The 16,470-nt window shown below is 71.9% G+C and carries 21 protein-coding genes and 3 pseudogenes; 12 read left to right on the plus strand and 12 right to left on the minus strand.

The features are described 5' to 3' along the window. Nucleotides 1-5 precede the first annotated feature (5 nt). Nucleotides 6-512, minus strand: coding sequence for a DUF305 domain-containing protein (locus tag HC251_RS04905; protein WP_370651333.1), 507 nt, complete (start codon nt 510-512; stop codon nt 6-8). Nucleotides 513-856: 344 nt separating this feature from the next. On the opposite strand from HC251_RS04905, the pseudogene HC251_RS26170 reads away from it, so the two are divergent. Continuing rightward, a pseudogene (locus HC251_RS26170) lies at nt 857-1,096 on the plus strand (DUF1905 domain-containing protein); the annotation flags it as partial. 11 nt (nt 1,097-1,107) lie between these two features. Here HC251_RS26170 and HC251_RS04910 read toward each other — a convergent pair. After that, the gene (locus HC251_RS04910; protein WP_219944188.1) at nt 1,108-1,719 is read right to left on the minus strand and encodes a hypothetical protein; all 612 of its coding nucleotides are present in this window, start codon (nt 1,717-1,719) and stop codon (nt 1,108-1,110) included. 562 nt (nt 1,720-2,281) lie between these two features. Further along, on the minus strand, nt 2,282-2,983 hold the full coding sequence (locus HC251_RS04915) for a site-specific integrase (protein WP_219944189.1): 702 nt from the start codon (nt 2,981-2,983) through the stop codon (nt 2,282-2,284). Nucleotides 2,984-3,120: 137 nt separating this feature from the next. Here HC251_RS04915 and HC251_RS04920 point away from each other — a divergent pair, with 137 nt between their 5' ends. The 5 genes and pseudogenes from HC251_RS04920 to HC251_RS26180 all read left to right on the plus strand — a co-directional run bounded on the left by HC251_RS04920 (nt 3,121) and on the right by HC251_RS26180 (nt 5,573). After that, nucleotides 3,121-3,402, plus strand: coding sequence for a DUF1778 domain-containing protein (locus tag HC251_RS04920; RefSeq protein ID WP_219944190.1), 282 nt, complete (start codon nt 3,121-3,123; stop codon nt 3,400-3,402). Between the two features lie 167 nt (nt 3,403-3,569). Next, complete coding sequence (locus HC251_RS04925; protein WP_219944191.1) at nt 3,570-3,914, plus strand: GNAT family N-acetyltransferase; 345 nt, start codon at nt 3,570-3,572, stop codon at nt 3,912-3,914. A gap of 228 nt (nt 3,915-4,142) precedes the next feature. Continuing rightward, nucleotides 4,143-4,894 (plus strand): annotated as a pseudogene (locus HC251_RS26175) (VIT1/CCC1 transporter family protein). Between the two features lie 101 nt (nt 4,895-4,995). Next, nucleotides 4,996-5,373, plus strand: a complete 378-nt coding sequence (locus HC251_RS04935) for a patatin-like phospholipase family protein (protein WP_219944193.1) — start codon at nt 4,996-4,998, stop codon at nt 5,371-5,373. Further along, nucleotides 5,370-5,573, plus strand: coding sequence for a hypothetical protein (locus HC251_RS26180; RefSeq protein ID WP_370651274.1), 204 nt, complete (start codon nt 5,370-5,372; stop codon nt 5,571-5,573). Before HC251_RS04935 ends, HC251_RS26180 begins: the two co-directional genes overlap by 4 nt. Before the next feature lie 150 nt (nt 5,574-5,723). Here HC251_RS26180 and HC251_RS04940 read toward each other — a convergent pair. Together HC251_RS04940 and trxA are read right to left on the minus strand one after the other, a co-directional pair. Further along, nucleotides 5,724-6,553: pseudogene (locus tag HC251_RS04940) on the minus strand (LLM class flavin-dependent oxidoreductase). A 165-nt stretch (nt 6,554-6,718) separates the two neighbouring features. Continuing rightward, nucleotides 6,719-7,093, minus strand: a complete 375-nt coding sequence (gene trxA / locus HC251_RS04945) for a thioredoxin (protein WP_219944195.1) — start codon at nt 7,091-7,093, stop codon at nt 6,719-6,721. Nucleotides 7,094-7,312: 219 nt separating this feature from the next. Here trxA and HC251_RS04950 point away from each other — a divergent pair, with 219 nt between their 5' ends. Both HC251_RS04950 and HC251_RS04955 read left to right on the plus strand, forming a co-directional pair. Next, the gene (locus HC251_RS04950; protein WP_219944196.1) at nt 7,313-8,017 is read left to right on the plus strand and encodes a DUF899 family protein; all 705 of its coding nucleotides are present in this window, start codon (nt 7,313-7,315) and stop codon (nt 8,015-8,017) included. 60 nt (nt 8,018-8,077) lie between these two features. Then, nucleotides 8,078-8,659: a class I SAM-dependent methyltransferase gene (locus HC251_RS04955; RefSeq protein WP_370651334.1), complete on the plus strand. Its 582-nt coding sequence runs from the start codon at nt 8,078-8,080 to the stop codon at nt 8,657-8,659. A gap of 61 nt (nt 8,660-8,720) precedes the next feature. Here HC251_RS04955 and HC251_RS04960 read toward each other — a convergent pair whose 3' ends face one another. Beyond that, nucleotides 8,721-9,368, minus strand: coding sequence for a TetR/AcrR family transcriptional regulator (locus HC251_RS04960; RefSeq protein WP_219944198.1), 648 nt, complete (start codon nt 9,366-9,368; stop codon nt 8,721-8,723). Between the two features lie 87 nt (nt 9,369-9,455). On the opposite strand from HC251_RS04960, the gene HC251_RS04965 reads away from it, so the two are divergent. Next, nucleotides 9,456-9,704, plus strand: a complete 249-nt coding sequence (locus HC251_RS04965; protein WP_219944199.1) for a hypothetical protein — start codon at nt 9,456-9,458, stop codon at nt 9,702-9,704. Then, the gene (locus HC251_RS04970) at nt 9,704-10,117 is read left to right on the plus strand and encodes a DUF1801 domain-containing protein (protein ID WP_219944200.1); all 414 of its coding nucleotides are present in this window, start codon (nt 9,704-9,706) and stop codon (nt 10,115-10,117) included. Before HC251_RS04965 ends, HC251_RS04970 begins: the two co-directional genes overlap by 1 nt. A 106-nt stretch (nt 10,118-10,223) precedes the next feature. Here HC251_RS04970 and HC251_RS04975 read toward each other — a convergent pair whose 3' ends face one another. From HC251_RS04975 to HC251_RS05000, 6 genes are all read right to left on the minus strand, one after another. Further along, the gene (locus tag HC251_RS04975; protein WP_219944201.1) at nt 10,224-11,783 is read right to left on the minus strand and encodes an aspartate:alanine exchanger family transporter; all 1,560 of its coding nucleotides are present in this window, start codon (nt 11,781-11,783) and stop codon (nt 10,224-10,226) included. Between the two features lie 51 nt (nt 11,784-11,834). Beyond that, nucleotides 11,835-12,980, minus strand: coding sequence for a cytochrome P450 (locus HC251_RS04980; RefSeq protein WP_219944202.1), 1,146 nt, complete (start codon nt 12,978-12,980; stop codon nt 11,835-11,837). A gap of 160 nt (nt 12,981-13,140) precedes the next feature. Next, nucleotides 13,141-13,569, minus strand: a complete 429-nt coding sequence (locus tag HC251_RS04985; RefSeq protein ID WP_219944203.1) for a DUF1801 domain-containing protein — start codon at nt 13,567-13,569, stop codon at nt 13,141-13,143. A 41-nt stretch (nt 13,570-13,610) separates the two neighbouring features. Then, on the minus strand, nt 13,611-14,102 hold the full coding sequence (locus HC251_RS04990; protein ID WP_219944204.1) for an SRPBCC domain-containing protein: 492 nt from the start codon (nt 14,100-14,102) through the stop codon (nt 13,611-13,613). Beyond that, nucleotides 14,099-14,425, minus strand: a complete 327-nt coding sequence (locus HC251_RS04995; protein WP_219944205.1) for a helix-turn-helix transcriptional regulator — start codon at nt 14,423-14,425, stop codon at nt 14,099-14,101. Before HC251_RS04995 ends, HC251_RS04990 begins: the two co-directional genes overlap by 4 nt. Nucleotides 14,426-14,478: 53 nt before the next feature. Continuing rightward, the gene (locus HC251_RS05000; protein ID WP_219944206.1) at nt 14,479-14,844 is read right to left on the minus strand and encodes a cytochrome c; all 366 of its coding nucleotides are present in this window, start codon (nt 14,842-14,844) and stop codon (nt 14,479-14,481) included. Nucleotides 14,845-15,007: 163 nt separating this feature from the next. Between HC251_RS05000 and HC251_RS05010 the strand changes: the two genes are divergently transcribed. Both HC251_RS05010 and HC251_RS05015 read left to right on the plus strand, forming a co-directional pair. Then, nucleotides 15,008-15,661: a hypothetical protein gene (locus HC251_RS05010; protein WP_219944208.1), complete on the plus strand. Its 654-nt coding sequence runs from the start codon at nt 15,008-15,010 to the stop codon at nt 15,659-15,661. 106 nt (nt 15,662-15,767) lie between these two features. After that, on the plus strand, nt 15,768-16,463 hold the full coding sequence (locus HC251_RS05015; RefSeq protein ID WP_219944209.1) for a dihydrofolate reductase family protein: 696 nt from the start codon (nt 15,768-15,770) through the stop codon (nt 16,461-16,463). The last annotated feature ends 7 nt before the right edge of the window (nt 16,464-16,470 follow it).

Consider the following 16,470-nt stretch of genomic DNA (forward strand, 5'->3'; position numbering starts at 1 on the left):
TAGCGTCAGCCGCCGTTGCACTCCCGTTCAGCGGCCACGTCGAAGTCCGGGACCGCTCGCTGCTGAGCCTCCTCCGGTGATGTGGCTGCCCCGTTCTGGTCGATGTCGTCGATCAGCCACTCCATCTCGAGGATCTCACGGCGCTGCGCCTCGCTGATCTCCACCGCCAGCTCGCAGACTCGGATGTCGTCGTTGTTGAACCGCTCCGAGCGGGTGATGGCCAGCGAGTGATGGGGGATCATCGCCCGCAGGAACGACACGTCACCGACGGTGGCCTGGCTGCGATCCAAGGCGATGCCGCCGCCGAGCAGCAGCAGGCTGACCACGACGATGGCGATGTTGCCCTTGACGTTGCTGTACATGTTCAACATCCAGGCCAGCATGACCAAGCCCATGGTGCCGCCCATGGTGATGGCCATGAAGACCCGGCTCTGGCTGAAACGGACGTGGCTCAACTCCCATGACCCGGTGAACATCACGAAGTACATGAGCACCATCGACGTCAGGATCATCGCCCCGTACCGCAGGTAGGTGCGCTGCTCGTCGGTCAGGCCACCCGATGTGGACTTCTCGTCGCGGTGATCGCCGGATCCGTCTGCCATCTGGTCGTGGCGGGCCGATGACTTCGTCGATGTGGGGGTGGCCATGGGTCAGCTCCTGTCGGATAGAGGGTCGATGGACCTCTACCCGCGATCGGTTCGCCGCAACGATGGGGCGACCGTGACGAGGCCAGGCAGCAGCCGAAAGCAGACTCAGACGGAGCGCATCTGCCGGTAGCGGCGTCGCCAGGGTGGCAGTCGAGGTGCTCGCCGCAGTCCGACGACCCGACCCGAGCCGCTCCGCGATGATGAGAACCATGGCCGGCCCCTCCCGTCGCTTCACGGCGACCGTTGTCAGCAACGCAAAGCGGCGCGTCCTCGTACCGCTTCCCTTCGCGCCCGACGACGCCTGGGGCCACAAGCCCTCGCATCCCGTGGCCGGCTCCGTGAACGGCATGGGTGTCCGAGCCGTCGTCGAAGCGATCGACGACGGATGGGGGATCGTGCTCGGACCGGCGTGGCGACGCGACTGCGGAATCGCTCCCGGTGACGAGGTCGACGTCGTTCTCTACCCCGAAGGGCCCCAAGGCGACGACCTTGCCGAGGACATCGCCGCAGCGCTCGCGGCCGAACCCGACGCCGCTGCGTTCACGACGTACGCCCCAATAAGCACCAGACCGCCGGCGCGGCTGATCGTCCCGTCCCACGACAGGTAGGCCGCGAGCGCGCCCGCGGCCAGTCCACCCAGCCCGTAGCGAAGGACGCCCGTGTCGAACGGAAGCGGCGCGATCAGCGCTCCGACGCCGAGCGCGACGAGACAGATCGCGACGTTGGCGCCGATCACATCACCGAACGCGATCGCCGGCGCGTCTCGCAGCGACGCCGTCACCGCAGTCGCCAGCTCCTCGGGCTCCGCTCCGGCGAGGAGGAGCGCCAGAGCGAACGCGCTCACCCCGAGCCGGGTCGACGCGACCGCGAGGTGCTCAGCGAAAGTCTCGGCGCCCCACACGATGGCCGCGACGCCCGCGAGCGCCACCACCAGCCAACCGACGGTTCCCACATTTCGAGTTTGGTCCACTTCGCAGGAGGTGGCGGTACGGTCGGCTGGGTGGAGATGAACTGTGCCGAGTGCGGCTGCCGCGTCGATCAAGGTGTGATCGTGCAACGGTGTGAGGGTCATCCGACCTGCTGCTGTCGCGACCTCCCGGTGCGGGACGACGAGCCGTCGTAGGCGTCGCTCCCGCCACGCCGAACCGCTGGCGATCAGTCTGGTGGACCCACTCGCCCGGTGGTGCAGATCGGGGAGAGGCTTCGTTGCGCGACCCAGCGGGAGTGGCTGCCAAGTCGGCGATCGCCGGCCGGAGGAGACCTGAGGAATGCACAACAAGATCAACACCCGCTCGCGCCTCGCGACCGTCGTCGATCGGACTCCGTCGCGGCCGTCTCGCAGACACCACCCGGGCCGCCGGTCGGGCGGGTGCCGGCCTCGCCGTTCTTCTACACTCTCTTCTACACCGCGGGCTGGGATTGGCTGGTCCGCAGTGGTACGGACTGGCACGTCGAATGCGCGAAACCCCACCTCAGAGGTACTGGAAGGCACAGGACAGGACGGGAATCGAGCCTGACCATCCGGCTCATAACCCGAAGGTCGCAGGTTCAAATCCTGCCCCCGCCACCATGTGAAGTGCGAAGGCCCAGGTCAGCGACCTGGGCCTTCGTCGTGGTGTGGGTGTTCCCCCGGATCAGGCGGTCTTCCTCCGGGGGTTCCCCCGGCCTTCCCCCATGCGGAGTTCAGGCGGGGGACCGGGCTTGGCGAGCCGCTCGGTCGCGGTGGCGGCGTCGGCTTGCATGCCGGGCAGCACGTGCTGGTAGGTCTGCATCGTGAAGGCGATGTTGGCGTGCCCGAGCCGCTCGCTCACGACCTTCACCGGGATCCCGTCCTTGATGAGCAAGCTTCCGTGCGTGTGCCGGAGGTCATGGAAGCGGATCGTGGGGATGCCGGCGTTGTGCACGACTCGCCGGAACGCCTCGTAGACGGCGTGGGGATGGACGGGGTTGCCGTCGCCGTCGGTGAACACCCATTGGTCGTGGTTGGTGATGCCGACGGCGGTGAACTCGGCGGCCTGAAACGCTCGCCACCCGGCGAGGATGGTGAGGGTGGTGTCGTCGAGGGCGATGGTCCGCCGAGCCGTCTTGGTCTTGCCGCGGGTCTGGTGGACTTCGTAGCCGACGGCGACCAGCCCGCGGTTGAGGTGCAGACGCTTCTTCTTGAAATCGATGTCGGGCCACTTCAGGCCGAGCACCTCGTTGCGGCGCATCCCGGTCATGGCGGTCAGCCAGTAGAGCGGGAAGAGCCGGTGGCCGGCGGCGGTGCGCATGAGCTGGCGAACTTCGTCCTCGGTGAGCGGCGTGCCCTCCGTCTTCTGGAGCGATCGCTGCTTCACCCCGAGCCGCACCCTCGGCGACGGCCGATCGAGGCGCTCGGAAGCGTGTGCCCTGCTCTGTCGGGTCACGAGCGGATCCAGGTTGTCCTGGCTGCGGGAATGGCCGTACAGTGGCCGGACATCGGAGGAGGTGGGTCATGGCAACCACTCGGACACGGAGTGAGCGGCTCGAGGTGCGCACGACCAAAGACGAGCGCACACTCATCGACCGCGCCGTGGCCGAGCAGGGCATCGATCTGACCGAGTTCGTCGTGTCGAACCTCACCATCGCCGCGCAGCGGGTGCTGGCAGACCGGACCGAGTTCGCTCTCGACGTCGAGGCCGCCGAGGCGTGGGATGCGGTGAACCGTCGTCGACCCCGGGAGCTGCCGGGTCTGCGTCGGCTGATGGAGCGTCCCTCGCCGTTCACCCCGGAGTGACCGGCACGTACCGCCCGCCTGAGCTGCTCGACGCGAGCCACGACCTGGATGGGTTCGGGTGCCGGTCGGTGGAGCAGACCGAGTGGCTCCTTCGCCACGCCCGAGCATCGGTCGGCACGGGGACCACTCGGGTCCTCGTGGTCACGCCCGCAGACTCCGATGTCGTCGTGGCCTACTACGCCTGGTGCATGGCCAGCGTCTCGCTCGCCGATGCACCACCGCGGATGCGCAAGGGGGCTGGCCGCTATCCGCAACCCGTCGCACTCCTCGCTCGCCTCGGCGTCGATCTCCAGCATGAGGGACGGGGGCTCGGTGCCGGGCTGTTGAAGGACGTGATCGCCCGGACGCTCGCGCTCGGGGAGGAGATCGGCTGTCGAGGACTACTCGTCCACGCCGTGACCACCGAAGCCCGCGAGTTCTATCGACATCTCGTGCCCGAGTTCGAAGCGTCACCCACCGACGAGCTGCACCTGTTCCTCCTGATGAAGGACATCCGGCGAACGCTGACGTGAGGGACTGTCAGATTTTCTGTGTATCCGGGCGTGATCGTCATCTGTGGTTGGTGTTCTCGAGCCGGTCGCCGTAGGGGACGCTGAGAGCGTTCAGGATGATCTTCCAGCCGTTGATCTTGCCGGTGAGGTCGTCACCTCGGGGCCGTCTCTGCATGGCCACGAGGTAGAGGACCTCGAGGCCAGCCTGTCGATCAGTTTGGACCCGGTGTCGAGGCACTCACCGCCGGGTTGGTCATCGGCGTCGCGGCCGCGACGACCGACACGTCGCAGATCGCAACGGCCGGAATCGCCGGATTGGTGGCCGGTGCGGTGTCGATGGCGCTCGGGGAATATGTCTCGGTCAGGACGCAGCGAGACAGCGAGCGGGCCCTGATCGCCAAGGAACGCAGCGAGCTCGCAGAGTTCCCCGATGCTGAGTACTCCGAGCTGATCGGGCTGCTGCGCCAACGTGGTCTCAGCGTCGAGTCGTCCGCCATCATCGCGGCAGAGCTGACACAGCGCGACGTGCTGCGTGCCCACCTCGACGTCGAGTTGGGGATCGATGCCGAGGAGCTCGCCAACCCGTGGACCGCAGCAGGTTCATCTGGAGCGCTTTCTGCATCGGGGCGATCCTCCCATTGCTGGCGATCCTGCTGCCGCCGGCGTCGATGAGGATCCCCGTTGCCTTCGTCGCGGTGCTGCTGGCTCATTTCGCGACCGGCGTTCTCAGCGCGAAGCTCGGTGGATCCCCGTGGGGCGCTGCGGCGGTGCGGCTCGTGGCGGGCGGGGCTCTGGCCATGGTCGTCACCGTCGGGATAGGGGGCGCTGCGGGGCACCGCCGTGGCGTGAGGTCGGTCGCGTCGTCGGCTTGGTCCCGCTCCAAGACTCGTGCAGGGGTTGGCGGGGATCAGCCCGTCCTCGACGGCGGTGGTGAGGATGGAGCGCAGCAACCGGTAGCACTTGGCGGCGGTGCTGGCGCCCGGACCGTCGGGTCCGCGTGAGCTGTTACCAACGACATTGAACGCATTGCGTCCGCGCTCGGCGCGCCACAAGAGATCCTCCCCGTTTGAGAGAATCGGTTGTCGCCAGTTGGAGGTCCGTCGTGGAGATCGCAGATCTGCCCCGTCCTGCTTGTTTCGTCCTCGGCGGTGGCGGCAGCTTGGGCGCCATCCAGGTCGGGATGCTCCAGGCGCTCAGCGAGCACGAGGTGTCGCCCGACATGGTGGCCGGCACGTCGGTCGGCTCGTTGAACGGGGCGGTCGTTGCACTCGACCCCCGCAGCGCAGCGAACCGGCTGTCCCACGTATGGGCGCGGGTCACGCGGGAGATGGTGTTCCCGGGCGGCCTGCTCGCGCAGGCGCACACGCTCCGGCACTCCAAGATCCACCTGTTCCCGAACACCGGGCTGGCGACCGTCATCGCGGACTTCTTGGGGGAGGCCGTCGACTTCGCTGATCTCGCGCTGCCCTCGCAGCGGTGACCATGGACGTCGCGACGGCCCGCCCTCACGTGGTGCGGGCGGGACCGCTCCTGCCTGCGCTTCTCGCGAGCGCCGCCACCACCACCGACGGGTGCACGGTCACCTGGGTGACGGACCTGCTCCCCGACGAGGCCGCGCCGGGGGTGGCCGAGCTCATGGCCGCGGGCGCCGCTGCGATGACGTCGACCCTGGAACGCTGACCGGAGCCGTCAGGGCGCGAGGCGCTTCGCCAGGTGGTCGGTCGTTGCCAAGGTGCGGTCTCCTTCGCGTCGGGCAGCCGGGTCGCTGCTCCGACCCAGGGGAGGAGCGGCGGCCGTGTCCTCGACGTCCGGGCCCACCACCTCGTCGGATCAGCGCCCGGCCAGTTCGGCGACGACCGGTGCGAGCGCGTCGGCGACGTCGGCACCGAAGACGAAGGTGGAGAAGCCGATCTCCTCCCGTCGCCGGTGGATCTCCTCGGCGGCCGCCGACGGGTCATCGGGCAGGATCGCCAGCGAGTCGGCGGCGCGCAGGGCGCGGGGTCGGTGTCCGGCGGCGCCATGAACGGCGCGACGGCATCGCCGATCACCGGCACGTGGAGCACCATCTCGAGGTCCCTGCGGGCGCGGAAGTCGCGTGCCAGCCGGGCCACGTCGGCCCGGGCCTCGCCCGGCACGAGGGCGAAGGTCACCGCGTCGGCCAGCTCGGCCGCCAGCGCCTGGGCCCTCGGGCCCCGGACGGCCATCACCACCGGGGTGTGGAGGTCGGACCCGTCGAGCTCGCGCAGCGCCGCCACCGTCTCCCGCACGTGGGCCAGCCGGTCGCTCGGGGCGACCACCGGCAGCCCCAGCAGACGGAGCTCCTCCTCGATCCCGGGGCGGCCCGTGCCGATGCCCATCTCGAAGCGACCGTCGGTGAGCACCGAGAGCGAGTGCGCCTCCCACGCCGTGATCCACGCCGGGCGCAGGGGGGAGGCGTACACCCAGGTGCCCACCCGCAGGTCGGCGAGGGTGGCGGCGACGGCCAGGGTGGGTCCGGGGGCGGGCTGCCAGCGGGGGACGTCGGGCACCAGGAGGGTCGAGTAGCCGCTGTCGGCGATGCCGCGCACCCGGTCTCGCCATGTCGACAGGTCGGTGGTGATCGGCGCGACCACACCGAACCGGAACGGCCTGGTCGCAGTGGCTGGCCTCGCATCGGTCATGGCTCGGCCCTCTCCCGTCGGCACGGTCGTCGGACCGGCATCCTGCACCGACGACGAACAGCCGGCGAGGGTCACGACACCGTGATCCCGCCACCCATCGCCAGGGACGGATCGGCGGTGCCCGGTCGGAGGGTGCGCCCTCCGCCGACCCGCCGGGCGAGGGTGTCAGGCCGAGCGCGGGGCCTGCTGCTCGTCGAGCTGGCGGCGCACCTCGTCCATGTCGAGGTCCCGCACGGCGGCGATGACCTGCTCGAGCGCCGCCGCCGGCAGGGCGCCGGGCTGGGAGAACACCAGCACGCCGTCCCGGAACGCCATCAGCGTCGGGATGGACATGATCTGGGCGGCGCTCGCCAGGTGCTGCTCGCCTTCGGTGTCGACCTTGGCGAAGACGATGTCGGGGTGCTTCTCGCTCGCCGCGTCGAAGACGGGGGCGAACGTGCGGCACGGGCCGCACCACGACGCCCACCAGTCGACGAGGGTGATGCCCTCGCCGCTCACGACGGCTTCGAACGTCTCGTCGGTCAGGTTCACGGTGGCCATGGGTCTGATCCTCTTCTCCTGCGGTGGATACCCTGGGGGGTATAACGCCGAGCGCGGCTCGGGCATTCCGCCCCGCGGGGTGTGCCGGCCCGACACCGGCTTTGTGCGCCCCGGCGGGCTGGCCGGGGCGGCCGGTCGGTCGCCCTCCCTGGGGCCTGGCGATGACTCCTGGCGCCCGCATCGGTCTGCACCCGTCGGACATCCGATCCGGGAGGAACCGTGACCGAGAAGACCACCCCCGCCCTGCCCCCCGTCGTCGACCGAGAGACGTGGCAGGCCGCCCTCGACGACCTCCGCGTGCGGGAGAAGGCCGCCACCCGCGAGCTCGACGCCATCGCCGCCCAGCGTCGCCGCCTGCCGATGGTCGAGCTCCCCGACTACACCCTGATCGGCCCCGACGGGCCGATCCGCCTGGTCGACGTCTTCGCCGGGCGCTCGCAGCTCATCGTCTACAACCACATGTGGTTCGACGACGAGGAGTGGCAGTGCGGCGGCTGCACCGGCTTCACGTCGCAGTTCGTCCGCCTGGGCGTCCTCGACGGCTACGACGCCCGCTTCGTGATCGTCACCAACGGCCCCATCGACGAGGCCCTGGCGTACCGGGCGAAGGTCGGCAACACGATGGAGTGGTACTCGTCGTCGGAGAGCTCGTTCGGGGCCGACGTCGGGGCGCCGCCCGGCGGCGGGTTCGCCGTCAACGTGTTCCTCCGCGACGGCGACACCGTGTACCGCACCTGGCACACCGACGGCCGCGGCACCGAGCAGCTCAGCTACACCTTCGCCCTGGTCGACATCTTGCCGTGGGGTCGCCAGGAGGAGTGGCAGGACTCGCCCGAGGGCTGGCCGCAGTCGCCCACCTACTCGAAGTGGCTCGACTCGCCCGACGTCGCCCGGCTGTACGGCCCGACCGGGGTCGCCTCCTGAGGCCGGCCCGGGCGGCGGGCTCGGTACGGTCACGGGGTGAGCGACAACGGCTGGCTGCGGATGATCGAGCAGAACCCGGGCCACTCGGCGTGGTACATCGAGCGGTTCCGGACGATGGCGGCCGAGGGCCAGGACCTCGACGGTGAGGCCCGGCTGGTCGACGCCATGGTGCCGCGCCGGGCGCGGATCCTCGACGCCGGCTGCGGACCGGGCCGGGTCGGCGGTCGCCTCGCCGCCCTCGGGCACGACGTGGTCGGCGTCGACCTCGACCCGGAGCTGATCGCCGCCGCCGAGGCCGACCATCCCGGGGTGGTGTGGCTCACCCGCGACCTGGCCGTGCTCGACCTCGTCGCCGAGGGCATGCCGGAGCCGTTCGATGTGGTCGTGTCGGCCGGCAACGTCATGACGTTCCTCGACCCGGCGACGCGCGTCGACGTCCTCCGCCGGCTGGCGGCCCACCTCGCCCCGGACGGCCGGCTGGTGGTCGGCTTCGGTGTCGGGCGGGGCTACGAGCCCGACGCGTTCCGCGCCGACGCCGCCTCGGTCGGGCTCGGCGAGGAGCTCCTCCTCTCGACCTGGGACCTGCGCCCCTTCGACCCGGCGTCGTCGACGTTCCTCGTGGCGGTCCTCGTCTCGCCCTGAGGGGCTCCGGGCGGGGCCGGACCGTCGCGGGGTGCGGGGCCCTCGGTGGTCGTCGCTCCGGTCAGGGCGGGGCGAGGAGCTGGTCGGCGAGGGTCTCTCGGAGCCAGCGCTCGTAGCGCTCGGGCGCCCAGCCCCGGTCGATCACGAGCAGCCGGTACATCTCTGGCGACAGCAGGGCGTGGACGAGGTCCGCGGCCTCTCCGGCGCGCCGGTCGGGTCGCAGCGCCCCGCGGCGGCCGAGCGCCCGCACGATCACCCGCTGTCCCTCCTGCCGCTGCCGGGTCAGGTCGGCGAGGAGGGCGGCGGCATCGGGGTCCGTCCCCGCCGCGCTCACGAGGACGCGGTAGAGCGGGGCGACCCGGGTGTTGATCTGCACCGTCAGGCCGACGAAGCCCGCCAGCTGCTCCCCGGGATCGTCGGCCTCGGTGAGGGCTCGGACCCTCGGTCGGGCGGCCACCGCGACGTCCTCGTCGTCGCCCCCGATGGAGACGTCGAGCAGGGCGCGCAGGATCCCGACCTTCGACGAGAACAGCCGGTACACGGTGGCGGCCGGGACGTCTGCGAGCGTGCTGATGGCGTCGACGGTCGTGGCCCCGTACCCCCGTTCGAGGAAGAGCTGCCGCGCCGCCTCGACGACGGCGGCGCGAGCCAGGCGCGTCCGCGCCTGTGGCCGCCGGGGCGGTGGCGGGGCGTCTCCTCGGGTCGGCACGAGAATGAGACTAGCGCTCTCGAAGTGAGAGTTGTACTCTCACTTCGGATCGGTCCGCAGAGAGCGGACGAGGATGGAGGAAGACCCATGAAGACCATGACGTGCCGGCAGCTCGGCGGGGCGTGCGACCTCGCCCACGGGGGCGACGACGCCAACGAGGTCATCAAGGCGCAGGACCGCCACCTCCGTGAGGTCGTGGCCGACGGCGACACGGCCCACGAGCCGGCCCTGCGGGACATGAAGGGACGGTGGCGGCGGCCGGTCTCGGGCCTGAAGTGGTACCGGCAGGTCCAGCGGGACTTCGCCGCCCTCCCCGGCAACGTGGGGGCCCACTGATGGCGGCACCCGGAGACGACGGCCGCACCGCAGGGGAGCGCATCGCCCGGATCATCGCCGACCTCGACGACTGGCGGGGTGCGACCCTGGCCGAGGTCCGAGCCCTCGTCGCCGAGGCCGTCCCCGACGTCGTCGAGGAGATCAAGTGGGTGAAGCCGTCGAACCCGGCGGGCGTGCCCACGTGGTCGCACCACGGGATCATCTGCACCGGCGAGGTCTACAAGGCCCGGGTGAAGGTCACCTTCATGGACGGTGCCGCCCTCGATGACCCGGGCGGGCTGTTCAACGCCAGCCTCGGCGGGGGCACCCGGCGCGCCATCGACGTCCACGAGGGGGACGCCATCGATGCCGGCGCCTTCAAGGCGCTCGTGTGGGCCGCAGCGGGGCTCGGCGAGGCCGAGCAGCGGGGCTAGGGCGTGGCCTCACGACGTGGGCGCGGGCGCGAACCCGTGGCGCTGGCGCGCCTTGCAGGACCCGGCCCAGCCGCGACCCGGCGGTGGCCCGGCGCGCCGTCGGGCCTCAGGCCCGGGCCAGGACCTGGGCGGCGACGATCTTCACGATCATGGCCACCGGGAAGACCATGGCGTAGCCGACGTTCACCCGGTCGTCCCCGTCGGTGCGCTGGTCGGCGAAGGCGAGCACCGCCGGCTGGGTCTGGAGCCCGGCGAGGAGACCGGCGACGGCGGGGTGCGCCATCGCCAGGGCCCGGCCCACGGCCACGCCCGCGCCGGCGACGGCGGCCGTCACCAGGGCGCCGGCGGCGACGGTCTCGAGACCGAGCAACGAGCCGACCTCGTCGGCGAAGGCGGCGCCGGACCGGGTCCCGACGGTGGCGAAGAACAGCAGGGCACCGAACTGGCGGAGGATGGCGTTCATGCCGTAGGGCAGCGTCCACGACAGCGGTCCGGTGCGCCCGATGGCCCCGAGGGCCAGGCCCACGACGAGCGGGCCGCCGGCGGCGCCGAGGTGGAAGGTGCCGCCGGGGATCGGGACCGGCACCAGCCCGAGCAGGAGGCCGGCAGCGATCCCGAGGCCGAGCGTGGCCCCGTCGAGCTCGGCGAGGCGACGCTCGCTGTCCCCGAAGAACGCCGCCACCTCGGCGAAGCGGTCCCGGCTGGCGACCACGCGGACCCGGTCGCCGGCGCGGACGACGACGTCGTCGGTGGCGACGACGTCGGCGTCGCCGCGCCGGACGCGGGTGACCGCAGCCCCGAACCGGTCCAGGAGGTCGAGGTCGCCGAGCCGTCGGCCGACGACGGCTCGATCGGAGACGACCATCCGCCGGAAGTCGAGAGTCCGACGGTCTAGCGGCAGGTGGATGTCCGCCCGGGACCCGATCGCGTCGGCGAAGGCGGCCACGTCGTGGCTGCGACCGATGACCACGAGCAGGTCACCGGGGTCGAGGCGGCTCTCGTCGTCGGGGAGGGCGATGCGCCCGGCGATCCGGGCCCGCCCGAAGGACAGGTCGCCGTCGTGCGGGAGCGCACCGAGGGCGGGGAGGTCGTCCCGCTCGACCCGGATGGTCCAGGCGACGAGCTCCCGGCCGGCGCTGTCGGGGACGGCTCGCCTCCGGAGCGCGAGCTGGGAGGCGACGAGCATCACGATGACCCCGAGCGGATAGGAGAGCGAGTAGCCGACCGCCGCCGACGCATCGCCGGCGTCGAGCTGCTCGGTCGCCGCCGCCAGCGCCGGGGTGTTCGTCAGCGCCCCGGCGAACAGGCCGGCGCGCCCGCCGGGCGACAGGTCGAGGACCGCCCCCGCCGCCCACACCGCCCCCGCGGCCCCGACGATCACTGCCGCCGCCCCGGCCCCGGCGGCGACGCTGCGTCGGCCGCCGGAGAGGCGCAGCGAGGGGCCGGCGTCGAGGCCGACGAGGTAGGCGAACAGGACCAGCCCGACGGTGAGGACGATGTCGGGGATGACGAGGCGCTCGTCCCACGCGGACACGGCCAGGCCGAGGAACAGGGCGGCGGCGGGGCCGAGGGAGAAGCCGGCGACGCGGACGGCGCCGACGATGCCGCCCACACCGACGATGAGCACCAGCAGCAGGGCGGGGTTCTCGACGAGGAGGTCGGCCATGCCCGCCATCATCCCCTGCCCGGCGGTGGGGCCGGGCCCACCTGACGCAGCTCAGCGCAGGTGGATCGGGACCCCCCGCCAGCCGCCGACCGGGTGGGTCTCGCGGACCGGCTGGGCATCGGGCGCCAGCTCGATGCCGGTCGTCGCCGCCAGCAACGAGCTCGTGGCGACCACGAGCTCCATCGTCGCCAGGGGCCGGCCGGGGCAGACGTGGACACCGGCGCCGTAGACGAGGTTGTGCGACGCGTTCTCCTCGGGCCGGTACGCGTCCGGATCTCCGAAGACGGCCTCGTCGCGGTTCGCGGACGTCCAGTTGAGGTACACCCGGGTGCCGGCGGGCACCTCGTGGTCGCCGATGCGGACCGCCTCGGTCGTGCGTCGGCGGTTGCCGAGGAACGGGTCGTCGATGCGGAGCATCTCGTCGACGGCCGGCGCCAGCGGCGCGGGGTCGCGGCGCAGGTCCCGCTGCACCTCGGGGTGCGTGGCGAGGAAGTGGACCACGACACCCAGCGCCGCCGCCACCGAGCCGAGGTCCCCGGCCGTCCAGTTGCGCAGGACCGAGGTGATCTCGTCGTCGGCGAGGGGCCGGCCGGCGTGGGTGGCGCCCACCAGCTCGGTCGTCGGGTCGTCGGGGGCCGCATCACCGAGCCGGCGACGGCGGTCCACCTGGGCGCGCACGACCTCGTCGAAGGCCGCCGCCACCGCGGCGGTCCACCCGCGGTCGCCGCTGCGGGTGGCGGCGTGGTTCTCGGCCATCCACGCCAGCAGCCGCTCCTCCGTCCCCTGCCAGCCCAGCCAGTCCGTCTGGGCCCGCACCGCCAGCGGCCGGCCGATGTCGGCGACGGCGTCGATCGTGGCCCGCCGGGGGAGCACCTCGACGATGCCCTCGGCGATCTCCCGCACCCGTGGTTCGAGCTGCGCCATCCGCTCCGCCGAGAAGAACGGGTCGATCAGGGCGCGCCACCCGGTGTGCTCGGGGGGATCGATCGAGTTGGGGACCGAGCGGCGCGGGGATGTGACCGACGAGAAGCGGACGGGGTCGTTCGCGGCGGCCACGACGTCGGCGTGGCGGAGCAACGACACCCCGCGAGGCGACGCCGCGACGGGGCACGCAGACCGCATGCGGTCGAACGTGCCGAGCTGGTCGGCCAGGGCAGCCTCGGACAGAGGGTCCCACGACGGGACGGGGGTGCTCACGAGGACGAGCGGCCCATCAGCTCGGCGTGGTGACGGGGACGGCCAGGTCCTCGTCGTCCCTGGTGAGGAGGGTGGCAGGGGGCGGGGAGCACGCGAGCAGGTTGCCAGGCGCCCCACCCCGGGGCGGCGATGGACGGCGCCCGCCCTGCCGCCGGGCCGATCACATGGTCTCACCCGGGAGGGCGCTGGCCTGCTCGATCCAGGACCGGAGCTGGTCCTCGTCGAGGTCGTCGTCCTCGCGGATGTCGAGGTAGCGCACCTCCGGGTGCTTCGAGCCCTTGGGCGGCACCGGATCGAGCGAGGTGCCGCGCAGGAACTGCACCTGCACGTAGTCCGTGTAGCACCGGAACGAGAGGAAGAAGCCGTCACCGTCGGCGCCGTAGAAGGGCTGGTTCCACTTCACCGCCTTGTGGACGTCGGGCACCGTGCGCCCGATGAGGTCGTCGAGGCGCCGACCGACGTCCTGCTTCCAGCCCGGCATGGCGGCGATGTAGTCCTGTGCCGGCCCGTCGCCCTCGCCCTTGGGGATCTGGGGGTTGCCGCCCGAGAGGAGCTTCGGGCCGGCGGTGGTCTCCTTGCGCTTGGTCATGGGTGCTCGCGATCCGTGTGGGGGTCGTCGGTGGTCGGGGGTCAGCTGGCGAGGTGCTCCTCGAGGGCGTCGAGCTGGGCCTTGTAGCCCCACTTCATGCCGAAGGCGGCCAGCTTCGCCTTGGGGCCGATCTCGGTGATGGTGACGTGGAGGGTCACCGTCGTGCTGTCGTCGTCGCCGGTGAGCGTGAGGTCGTTGGTGTGGCGGATCGTCGCCGTGTCCTCCTCGCCCTCGGTCCAGGACCGGGCCTCGTAGGTCAGCCCCCGGCGCTCGTCGATGCGCGTGAAGGTGCCCTCCATCGGCCATCGGGTGCCGGCGTACTTGCCCATCTCCTCGCTCGCCACGGTGACGACGGAGATGCGTCCGCCGACGCGCAGGTCGATCTCGCACTCTGCGATCGTCGTCTTGTCCGGACCCCACCACTGGCGCAGCCGGTCCGCCTCCGTCCACGCCCGCCACACGGCCTCCACCGGTGCGGGGTACGAGCGCTCGAAGTGCAGCTCCTTCTTCCGTCTCAGCATCTGCGTGATCACGACCGATCCTCCTCGGCGTCGTTGGTCTGCAGGTAGTCGCCCAGCGCGTCGAGCCGCACCTCCCAGAGGTGCTCGAACGAGTCGGCCCAGCGGGCGATCTCGTCGAACGGCTCGGCGCGCAGGTGGTAGACGCGCTGTCGGGAGCGGGGTTCGACGCGGACGATCCCCGACTCCGCCAACGCCTTCAGGTGCTTCGACACCTGGGGCTGGCGGATGCCCAACGTCTCGGCGATCTCGCCGACCGGGAACGAGCTCGTCTTGAGCAGCTCGACGATCCGGAGCCGGTTCGGCTCGCCCAGCGCGCTGAACACCGCTGCGTGCACGTCCTCACCGTACGGCGTCGACGTATTCCCGTCAAGGAATGGGTCGGAGGGCGTCAGCCCGGGGGGTAGGGCTCGAGCCCGTGGATCTCCTGCTGCTCGCGCACGTAGGCGATCACGAGGTCGATCTCGTCGTCGCTCAGGCCGCGGATCGGAGGCATGTCGCCGAAGTCCCAGTGGTGGGCGGTGGACCCCTCCTCGATGGCGGCGCGGAAGGACGCGTCCGGGTGGTGGTCCGGCGCGTACACCTGCGACAGGTGCGACGGCCCGAGGTCGGTGCCGCGCAGGTCGCGGCCGTGGCACGAGGCACACGACCGCTGGTAGAGCTCGGCGCCGGTGGTGGGCCCCGCCTCCGTCCGTCCCCCGTCGTCCCCGCAGGCGGCTCCGACCTGCGCCACGCCCGCGACGGCGAGCGCCGCCACCAGGCATCGTCCCGAGAGGGCCCTCGCACGCCGACGCATGCCGTCGACCGTAGCGACCCCCCGACGTCACCGGCCTCCGCCGGCCGGGGCGAGGCCTCCGCCCGGTGGGACGCGTGCACCACCGGAGGTGTTTGAGTCGCCTCCGTCGGCGGGAGCCAACAGCATGCAGAACGACAAGATCCCAGCCCAGGCCCTGCTCGCCGTCTTCCCCGACCGGGAGACCGCCCAGCAGGTCGCCGATCGCCTGGCCCGTGGCGGCGTCGACCGGTCGCGGCTGCGCCTGGACGCGGCGCGTGACGAGGTGACGTCGCTCGAGGCCGAGGTGCTCGAGGAGTCCCACCACAGCTCCAGCTCGCCGACCGTGGGCGTGGCCTACCCCAAGGAGACGGTCAAGGCAGGCGCGGTGTTCCTGCCGCCGGCGATCGTCATCGGCGCCGTGCTGGGGGCGGTGGCGGCGCTCCCGCTGGGCGGCGAGGGCTGGCCGCTCTGGCTCCGCGCCCTGGTCGGTGCCGTGGTGGGAGCGACGATGGGCGGCACCATCGCCGCGGTCGTGATCCCCGCCATGTCGGTGAAGAACCCGCACGATCCGTCGGCGGCCGAGACCGGGGTGACGCTCCGCGTCGGCGATGCCCGTCCGGCGACCATCGAGGCCCTCGTGGCCGCCCGCCCGCTCCGCCTCGACCGGCTCGGCGAGGGTGACGTCCCGCTCGGCACGGTCGCCACCGAGGAGGATCTCCACGGCGGGGGGATCGTCGAGGAGGTGGCCGACAACTTCGCCCGCGAGCGCCGGGCCGAGCCCCACGAGCGCACCCGCTGACCTCCGAGCGCACCCGCTGACCTTCGTGGCTGATGTCGAGGGGTGCCCCTCGGCTCCGACGTCGGTCAGGTGTGGCGAGCCGCCGCACCTGACCAAGGAGGAAGCCATGACGAAGGTGACGGCCCAGATGTCGGTCTCGTTGGACGGGTTCTACGCCGGTCCCCGGGCCCCCGACGACGACATGGACGGGTGGCTGGCGTGGGAGGCGCCCGGCTTCTTCCGGGTGACCCGTTGGGTCATCGACGCCATGTCGTGGCGAGAGCGGCAGGGCTTCGCCGGTGGCGAGCGGTCGGTGAGCTCCGAGATCATCGCCGAGACCTTCGCCGCCGCCGGGGCCTACGTGATGGGCCGGCGCATGTTCGACGGCGGGGAGGCGCCGTGGGGCGACGATCCGCCGTTCCGCGCTCCGGTCTTCGTCGTCACGAGCCGGCCCCGAGAGGTCCTCGAGCGAGAGGGCGGGACCTCGTTCACGTTCGTGCTCGACGGTCTCGAGCGCGCCATCGAGCAGGCGAAGGAGGCGGCCGGAGCCAAGGACGTCGCCGTCGCCGGTGGCGGCTCCCTCCTGCGGGCCGCCCTCGCCGCCGGCCTCGTGGACCAGCTCGAGCTCCACATCGTCCCGGTCCTGCTCGGCGACGGCCTGCGCCTCTTCGACGCCAGCCTCGACCTGGGGCCGGCCGAAGGGATCGAGCTGGTGCAGGACAGGGTGGTCGAGACGGCCGGGGTCACCCACGTCCGGTACACCGTCGCCGGGCGGGCGGCGCTCGAGCTGGACGCCCGGGGGAACGAGGCCGCAGCCGGCTGAGTCCCGG

The sequence above is a fragment of the Iamia sp. SCSIO 61187 genome, assembly GCF_019443745.1.
Classification (GTDB): domain Bacteria; phylum Actinomycetota; class Acidimicrobiia; order Acidimicrobiales; family Iamiaceae; genus Iamia.

Excerpts from the sequence above, each read along its gene's own strand:
- HC251_RS04965 (WP_219944199.1), top strand. The coding sequence starts at position 9,456 with ATGAAGACCATGACGTGCCGGCAGCTCGGCGGGGCGTGCGACCTCGCC.
- HC251_RS05015 (WP_219944209.1), top strand. The coding sequence starts at position 15,768 with ATGACGAAGGTGACGGCCCAGATGTCGGTCTCGTTGGACGGGTTCTAC.
- HC251_RS05010 (WP_219944208.1), top strand. The coding sequence starts at position 15,008 with ATGCAGAACGACAAGATCCCAGCCCAGGCCCTGCTCGCCGTCTTCCCC.
- HC251_RS04905 (WP_370651333.1), bottom strand. The coding sequence starts at position 512 with ATGATCCTGACGTCGATGGTGCTCATGTACTTCGTGATGTTCACCGGG.
- HC251_RS04910 (WP_219944188.1), bottom strand. The coding sequence starts at position 1,719 with ATGACCCTCACACCGTTGCACGATCACACCTTGATCGACGCGGCAGCC.
- HC251_RS04920 (WP_219944190.1), top strand. The coding sequence starts at position 3,121 with ATGGCAACCACTCGGACACGGAGTGAGCGGCTCGAGGTGCGCACGACC.
- trxA (WP_219944195.1), bottom strand. The coding sequence starts at position 7,093 with ATGGCCACCGTGAACCTGACCGACGAGACGTTCGAAGCCGTCGTGAGC.
- HC251_RS04975 (WP_219944201.1), bottom strand. The coding sequence starts at position 11,783 with ATGGCCGACCTCCTCGTCGAGAACCCCGCCCTGCTGCTGGTGCTCATC.
- HC251_RS04985 (WP_219944203.1), bottom strand. The coding sequence starts at position 13,569 with ATGACCAAGCGCAAGGAGACCACCGCCGGCCCGAAGCTCCTCTCGGGC.
- HC251_RS04970 (WP_219944200.1), top strand. The coding sequence starts at position 9,704 with ATGGCGGCACCCGGAGACGACGGCCGCACCGCAGGGGAGCGCATCGCC.
- HC251_RS04955 (WP_370651334.1), top strand. The coding sequence starts at position 8,078 with ATGATCGAGCAGAACCCGGGCCACTCGGCGTGGTACATCGAGCGGTTC.